This window comes from Algoriphagus halophilus, from assembly GCF_900129785.1.
Lineage (GTDB): Bacteria > Bacteroidota > Bacteroidia > Cytophagales > Cyclobacteriaceae > Algoriphagus > Algoriphagus halophilus.
Genome location: NZ_FSRC01000003.1, coordinates 513,238 through 521,419, shown reverse-complemented (window position 1 = coordinate 521,419; position 8,182 = coordinate 513,238). Strand labels below are relative to the sequence as shown.

6 protein-coding genes are annotated in these 8,182 nt (G+C 38.3%); all 6 read right to left on the bottom strand.

The genetic code is table 11. The features are described from left to right. Positions 1–196 precede the first annotated feature (196 nt). Complete coding sequence (locus BUR11_RS18985; protein ID WP_200800428.1) at positions 197–1,216, bottom strand: PorP/SprF family type IX secretion system membrane protein; 1,020 nt, start codon at positions 1,214–1,216, stop codon at positions 197–199. After that, the gene (locus tag BUR11_RS18980) at positions 1,213–3,540 is read right to left on the bottom strand and encodes a PKD domain-containing protein (RefSeq protein ID WP_074226584.1); all 2,328 of its coding nucleotides are present in this window, start codon (positions 3,538–3,540) and stop codon (positions 1,213–1,215) included. The genes BUR11_RS18985 and BUR11_RS18980 overlap by 4 nt, the downstream gene beginning before the upstream one ends. Before the next feature lie 99 nt (positions 3,541–3,639). After that, positions 3,640–4,911, bottom strand: a complete 1,272-nt coding sequence (locus BUR11_RS18975) for an adenylosuccinate synthase (protein ID WP_074226583.1) — start codon at positions 4,909–4,911, stop codon at positions 3,640–3,642. 154 nt (positions 4,912–5,065) lie between these two features. Beyond that, positions 5,066–5,413, bottom strand: a complete 348-nt coding sequence (locus BUR11_RS18970; protein WP_074226582.1) for an STAS domain-containing protein — start codon at positions 5,411–5,413, stop codon at positions 5,066–5,068. Then, positions 5,410–5,880: a Fur family transcriptional regulator gene (locus BUR11_RS18965; RefSeq protein ID WP_074226581.1), complete on the bottom strand. Its 471-nt coding sequence runs from the start codon at positions 5,878–5,880 to the stop codon at positions 5,410–5,412. Before BUR11_RS18965 ends, BUR11_RS18970 begins: the two co-directional genes overlap by 4 nt. 54 nt (positions 5,881–5,934) lie before the next feature. Then, entirely contained in the window at positions 5,935–8,154 is a 2,220-nt protein-coding gene (locus BUR11_RS18960) for a RelA/SpoT family protein (protein ID WP_074226580.1), read from the bottom strand. Positions 8,155–8,182 lie beyond the last annotated feature (28 nt).

Sequence of the window (8,182 nt, the reverse complement as noted above, 5' to 3'; positions counted from 1 at the left end):
TATCCTACTTTTATCCGTAACAACAATATCATTCAATAAAAAATATCCTCCTTTAACATAAACCCCTGAAACAGAAGAATAAAAATTTTAGGAAAAGATTCTATTGAATTAGAATAAAATAAAAAGGCTTGATTTATGCTTTATTTCGAATTTAACCGATAAAGCAGATTTAAATTTTATTTGCACCACCTATCAACTAATATCTGAAGGTAGGAAGCTCTGGATAGTACTTTTTGGATGGGTCTTTACTGGAAAAAACATACCTAATCGAAATTTCATGGGCTCCTCCGGAATATTTTTGTCCCAGTTTTGAAATAGAGAAATCAAAGCTGTATCCAAACTCCATTCTATTATCTAACCGAACCCCAATCAAAGAAATTATCGACTCATTATTCGGCAAACTGTACTTTGTCGGAAGACCTCTATACCAAATTCCGAGAACCAAGGGTTCAAAATAAAACTCAGTTCCTATATCCAATTGTGAAAATTGTCCCTGCTTTTTATAATTAAAAGCAAAAGAGAGAGAACGCTCCTGGTCTGTATTATTAAAATAATCATTGATATCCCCAGGAGCCATATCAAGTTTCACTCCCCCCTGAAGAGAATATTTTATTGGAAGTTTATTTCCATCCATCTCAAGGTAACTGATTTCTGGCCCTAACAAATGAAATGCAGAAATTCCAAACCAAAATTTGTCATCATAATACAGGAGACCAGTATGAAGATCAACATCTCTTAACCTACTATCCCCTTCAAAACCATCTCCGGGAGAACCAAGGATCACTCCTCGATCGATATCCAATTGGGTGCCTAATACTACTTGATCAAATAGTGCGTCTCTGGCTACAAAAGATCCCTGAAAGCCTGCGTGTAAAAACCTACGTTCTCCAAGACGAAGTCTATAACTATATAAAAGCCCAATTTCATGTACTTGGCTTTGCGTGTAGGATTCCCTTGCCCCCGAAACACTCATTCCAATCCCGGAATTATATTTTTCAACGAAATGATCAGCATAGGCAGTATAGGCAATAAAGCTTTGGTCTAAAGAAGGCCATTGACTTCTAAAGTTTACCCCAAGCCTTGTCAACCCAGTACTTCCAACAAATGCAGGGTTCAGATAAAGTGGATTTGCATAAAACTGACTATACTGAACATCCTGCCCCCATACAGAAGTCATTGGTAATGCCAAGAGTAAAAAAAGTAACCTTTTCATCATCGTATTAATCTGAATTTACCTGCCTTCGTTACTTTTTCACCATCGATGGCTACTCCATTAAATCTATATATAAAGATGCCGGCATCTAGCAATTCACCATCTAGTTTCCCATCCCAACCCTCGGTATCAATTGCATCTGCTTGAAAAATCAATTCCCCCCAAGTATTGAATATTAAAAGTTCCATGCTAACGATGCCTTTAAATTTGGGCACAAAAGTGATGTTTTCTGTCTCATTGGGAGTAAAGCCTGAAGGAAACATCACTCTATAACTTCTAGTAATTGAAAGTCTTTTTGTGGAAGTAGCCAAACAACCCAATTCATTTTCCACGGTCAAAACTATATCGTACTCGCCTTTTGCTCCATATATATGTGTTGGGTTTTCCAGATTACTGGTACTTCCATCACCAAAATCCCAATTCCAACTTACCGAAGAATCATCTGACAGATTATTAAATTGGATTACATCGTCCGGGAAAATCCCTCCGTCCATATCCCCCGTTATTCCCGAACCTTGGACTTCAAATTCAAAATCCGAAAGAAGCTCTTCTTTCAATATGATGATCTCTATTTGTATAGGGTTAGAATAACATTCCAGACTCTTTGGCTTTACGGTTAAATCAAAGTTTCCGGAAACTGCAACTTCCTTCAATTGTTCATTTATTAAAGAAACTCCACTTCCAGTAAGCAAATAATCATAGGAGGACAAATCAAAGCCCTCCAAGTAAGATGTCAAGTCGATTGGTTCGCGTGGTGTACACCCTACAATTGGATTTTGGATATCATAGGAAGGTGCTTCGGGATAAGTAACTTCAATTTCATTGGAAGAAATAGAACAGCCTCTTTCATTAAACCCTACAATGGTATAAATCCCTGATTCTTTAACTGTGTATTCCAATCCTTCAGCCCCAGGAATTTTAACTCCGTCTTTCCTCCACTCTATTTGTGAATAATCAATGTCATTGATCCCCTTCAATAAAACGGTCTCTCCTCCACAAAGAAAAATATCTTCAACTCGCTCCTCTCCTTCTGCCTGAACCAATTCCATTGGAGGTGGCGAATCAAGAATTTTGATTGTCAAAGAATTCCCTTGTGATCGTTTTCCATAATTATCAGTGACTGTATAATAAATAGAAACCTCTTCTCCGACATATTCTAAATTAGGAGTAAATAAAAACCCACCTGGTTCATCAGTTGCCTGAAAGATCCCTTCTGGCATCACAAGCAATCTGTTTTCTTCATTGCATTTTGCTTGTTCACAAATATCCTCCGAGATACCTTCTATTTCTTCCAAGGTCCTAAAAAATTGCAGACAGGAAATCGAAGCATTATCATTTAACAATTCTACTTCTTCCTCGGTGATGTAAAATGAATTTTCAGTTGCTGCACATGACTCCCAATTTGAAATATCAGAACCTTCCGGATTCAACAAATCTTCGTCATTTGCCACTTCCACAATTAAGTTTCTTATCTCATGAAAATTTGTAAACCCTCCAGTGGAAGCAGAAAAACCAAGTTTCAAATTCTGAGGCGCTTGATAGGGAAAGGGGACATCCTGAAAAATAGTAATGGTCCGATGCTTATTTTGTTCGACGGTATAATCCATCACTAAGGTGATTAAATATCCTACCCCACTTGGGTTTGGGGTCAAGGTGATGTTAGCTTTTCTATATCCGGGCTGATTTAAGTCAGTTACTCTGCTTGTACCTATCCCACCCGAACTGATCGGAAAAAACTGATCCGCAGCCAATCCATCCAGTCCAGATTCCATAGTCCTTTTTCCTTTGATAAATTCATATCCGGAAAATCCATTTCCAGGACCTCGTATGACAATGCTATTGGGAACATAACTTGTCCCTGCTCCCGGAAAACCACCTGTTTTTCCTTCTGCAGTATTTCCAAAATTACCAAACTCATCAAAACCAACTCCCATGTAAGCACCTGCAAGCCCTGGCTCTTGTAATCTTTTGGAATAGCCTAAAGACCCCCCAAAGCCTCCGATTGAAAAACCAGGAACATTGGCATCAAATAAGAAAAAAGCCAAACCATCCGCTCCATCCCCTCCATAACTAAAAAATTCAAAGGAAGTCTTAATTCCGTAAGCTGAAGAAAAAGGAATATCTATATATACATAACCTCTTTGGTCGACCTGATTATTGGTAAGTCTCAAAGCCCCATCAACTAGTTGAGCATCTGCTCCAAAAATAGTAGTAGGCTGTGTGGTTTTTGAATCAAACGTCTCGCAATACGGAAATCCCGATTGAGCAAAGACATTTATCTTGGCAACAAGTAATAAAAGAGTAAAAAAAGCAATTTTGGTTCTCAAAACACGTCTATTTGTGTTTCTAAAATAGGATTAAAAAATCTCAGAAATAAAAAAGCCTTCAGTTTTAAACCGAAGGCTTCCAAATCTTTATTTGAATGGTTATTTAAGAATGGTCTGACTTCTATCTGGACCTACTGAAACTAAATTAATTGGAACATTTAGTTCCTTCTCTAGATAGCTCACATATTCCTTTAATTCCAATGGAAACTTTTCATACGAATCAATTCCTTCCAAAGGACAGTTCCAACCCTTTAGGGTTTTATAGATAGGTTTTACCTCTTGTTCCGAAATCTCAAAACTTAAACGATCGATTTTCTCACCAGATGGCAATTCATAATGGGTACAAACTTGAATCTCTTCGAAGATATTCAGCACATCAGCTTTCATCATGAATAATTGAGTCACCCCGTTGATCATGATAGAATATTTTAAGGCAGGAAGGTCTAACCAACCACATCTTCTAGGTCTACCTGTAGTACTCCCAAACTCATTCCCTTCTTTTCTCATGGCTTCTCCAGTCTGATCAAATAGTTCAGTAGGGAATGGACCACTTCCTACCCTAGTACAGTATGCTTTGAAAATACCGAATACCTCTCCGATTTTTGAAGGAGAAACACCCAATCCAGTACATGCACCGGCAGTCATAGTGCTACTGCTAGTCACATAAGGATAAGAACCAAAATCAATATCCAATAATGATCCTTGGGCCCCTTCAGCCAAAATCTTCTTATTCTCTGCAAATGCGTCATTGACTACATACTCACTATCAATCAAATTCAAGGTCTTGAAGAATTCGATTGCTGCAAAGAACTGTTCCTCCATTTCCGCCAATGCATCAAGGGGATAATTAAAATGGGAAAGAGTGTTTTTATGCTTTTCTACTAAAGCAGCATATTTTTCATTGAAATCAGCACTCATGATATCTCCTACTCGTAAAGCAGATCTTCCAATTTTATCTTGATAGGTCGGACCAATCCCCTTCAAGGTAGATCCGATTTTCTTATCGCCTTTAGATTGCTCATAGGCTGCATCCAGCAGCTTATGGGTAGGGATTATGATGGTTGCCTTTTTGGAGATTACTAAATTCTTCTTGTAATCAATATTGAATTTGGCCAATCCATCAATCTCTTTCTTAAGAACAATTGGGTCTAGAACTACCCCATTGCCAATAATATTTAATATCTGGGAACGGAAAATGCCAGAAGGAATCTGGTGTAAAACATGCTTTATTCCATCAAATTCAAGTGTATGACCTGCATTAGGTCCTCCTTGGAATCTAGCTACTATTTCATATTGTGGCGCGAGAACGTCTACTACTTTTCCTTTACCTTCGTCTCCCCATTGGAGCCCCAGAAGTACATCCATCTTCATTTGATGTGCGGTCTATCGTTTATGCTAAAACTTTTTGAGGCGTGAAATTTGCAATAAGCCCATAGAAAACCAAGACTTAGACTCAATTTATTATTGCGACCTCTCACATTTGAAGGAATTTCAATCCAAATCTTCTTATTTCAAAAGGGATGACTTAAGAAGCTTTCTCCTTTTTAAAGGCCTCCACAGAATCATACACTGTAAAAATATTGTTCAGCTTGGTAATGATCAGCAATTTTTTGACATGCTCTGAAGGAGCTGCTAAATACACTTCTCCACCCACGTTCCTCATTTTGGTAAGCATGGTGATCAATAAACCAATTCCACTGGAAGAGATATACCTCACTTCACTTAGGTCTACTACAAAGGTTTTTACTCCATCCTCAATAGCATCCGAAACCACCTCCACTAATTGAGGCCCAGTTTCATCCCCAATTAAATCTCCTTTAATAAAGAGGTAGGTAGCAAGATCATCCTTGCTGGTTGTATAGGTTAATTTCATTCTTCAGCTTTTTTATTTTCGCAATTGACCTTTTTACAATTGCCATATAGAATCAGAGAGTGGTGTAAAACCTGAAAATCTAAAATATCAGCAACGGTATTTTGAATGTTTTGGATACGTGGATCACAAAATTCCAACACTTTATTGCATTCAACACAAATCAAATGGTCATGTTGCTTATACCCATACGATTTTTCAAATTGTGCCAAATTTTTTCCAAACTGATGCTTGGTCACCAAATCGCACTCTACCAGCAAATCCAAGGTGTTATAGACAGTGGCTCTACTAACACGGTAATTCTTATTCTTCATGCTGATATAGAGTGACTCTACATCAAAGTGTCCAGTTCGGGTGTAAATTTCTTCGAGGATCGCATATCTTTCCGGCGTCTTGCGGAGTTTTTGATTTTCCAGATACGCGGTAAATATTTTCTTTACCTCTTCGAAATGCGTGGTATTCAAAGGCATTTTGAGCTAATTTTTTCAAATATAACTTTTGTACGGTAGAAATAATTCAAATGCTTAATCAAACCTTGAAACCTTATGGATTCCTTCTACTTGAGACAAGTTTTTCATGAGCTGGTCTAAATGCTCGGTACTATGCACATATAACTTGATGGTTCCTTCAAAAATCCCGGCATCAGAATCAACCGTGATAGACCTCATATTTACTTTTAATTCATTGGAAATCACCTTGGTAACGTCATTGATTAATCCTACTCTATCTGTTCCAATAATTCTGAGACCTGCAAGGAAAGCGATTTCTTGTTGGCTGGTCCATCTAGCTTTGATGACTCGATTCCCATGATTGGACAAAAGTTCCAATGCATTAGGGCAAGAGGTTCTATGAATTTTAATTCCTTCATTGACCGTCACAAACCCAAAAACGTCATCTCCAGGGATAGGATTACAGCATTTCGCAAGAATATAATCCACCACATCCATGTCTTCTCCTATCAGTAACTGATCGTGATCAGGCCCCTTCAGACTTTTGATTTCTTTGGTGAAAGTGGATTCATCTTTCACCTTCTCTTGAATCGCTTTGCTCTTGAGTTTTTGGTTTTCTTTAAAAGTTTTGAAGGACTTAATAGATTTTGGATCTATGATTCCCTTCCCTAACCTGTAATAAAATTCATTGGCAGTTTTCAGTTCAAAGTAGGCTCGAAGTTTATCTACCGCTTCAGAATTGAATTCCATTTTCATCTGTTTCAGCTTCCGCTGCACAATTTCTTTTCCATCCAAAATTGCTGATTTCTTTTCTTCCCTAAGGGCATCTTTGATCTTCGCCTTTGCTCTAGAAGTAACTACTGTATTTAGCCAGTCCTCTGTAGGGCGCTGTTTATTGGAAGTTAAAATCTCTACCTGGTCACCATTCTTTAGTTTATGGGAGATAGGCACCAATTTCTGGTTCACTTTTGCCCCAATACATTTCGCACCGATCTCTGTATGGATTTCAAAAGCGAAGTCTAATGCAGTTGAACCAAAAGGCAATACTTTCAAATCTCCTTTAGGGGTAAATACAAAGACTTCTTCGTGAAAGAGATTTCCCCGGAAATCATCCATGAATTCGATAGCCGAACCATCATTAGATTCCAACAAACCTCTCACTTGCGAAATCCAATCATCCAGACCAGCGGTTGATTTGGAACTGCTGTCTTTTTCCTTGTATTTCCAATGGGCTGCATATCCTCTTTCAGCAATTTCATCCATTCTGGTAGAACGGATCTGAACTTCCACCCACTGACCAGTATTACTCATCACAGTAGTGTGCAAAGACTCATATCCATTGGAGCGGGAGGTACTAATCCAATCTCTCAGCCTATCTGGATTTGGGTGATAAAAATCCGTCACGATGGAATAAACCTGCCAACAATCTGCTTTCTCATTCTCCAGGTCACTATCCAAAATAATCCGGATGGCAAACAAGTCATACACTTCCTCAAAGGGGATCCCTTGTTTTTTCATTTTGCTGTAGATGGAATAAACAGATTTAGGCCTTCCTTTGATAACAAAATTAAATTTTTGTCTAATCAACTCATCCTCAATAGGTTGTATAAATGACTTAATGAATTTATTCCGAATACTTTTAGACTCATTAATTTTCTGAACTATATCCATATAGGTTTCAGTATCGGTATATTTCAGATACAAGTCTTCCAGTTCAGACTTAATGGAATACAATCCCAGACGGTGCGCCAGAGGAGCATAGAGATACATGGTCTCTGAAGCAATCTTCAACTGTTTGTGTCGAGGCATACTCTGAAGTGTCCTCATATTATTGAGTCGATCAGCCAATTTGATTAGGATAACCCGTACATCATCAGATAGAGTCAACAGCATTTTTCTGAAATTCTCAGCTTGCTGCGAGCTTCCGTAATCAAAGACTCCTGAGATTTTGGTTAACCCATCAATAATGGACATCACTTTCGGACCAAACTCCCTTTCAATATCCTCCAATTCCCACTCCGTATCTTCTACTACATCATGTAGGAGTGCTGCAACGATTGAGGTGGTACCCAGACCAATTTCTTCTACGCATACTAAGGCTACCTCTAAGGGGTGATATATATAAGGCTCACCCGATTTCCGCCTCATTTCCTTATGCGCTTCCTGAGAAACATTGAAAGCCTTTTTGATGATTTTTGTATCACCAGGCTTGAGCACAGGTTTAGCTTGCCTCAACAAACGTCGATAGCGCTTTAGAATCTCTTTTCGTTCTTCTTCTACATCCACTTGGATCATACAAACCTATTTTTACTTCAAAAATGTA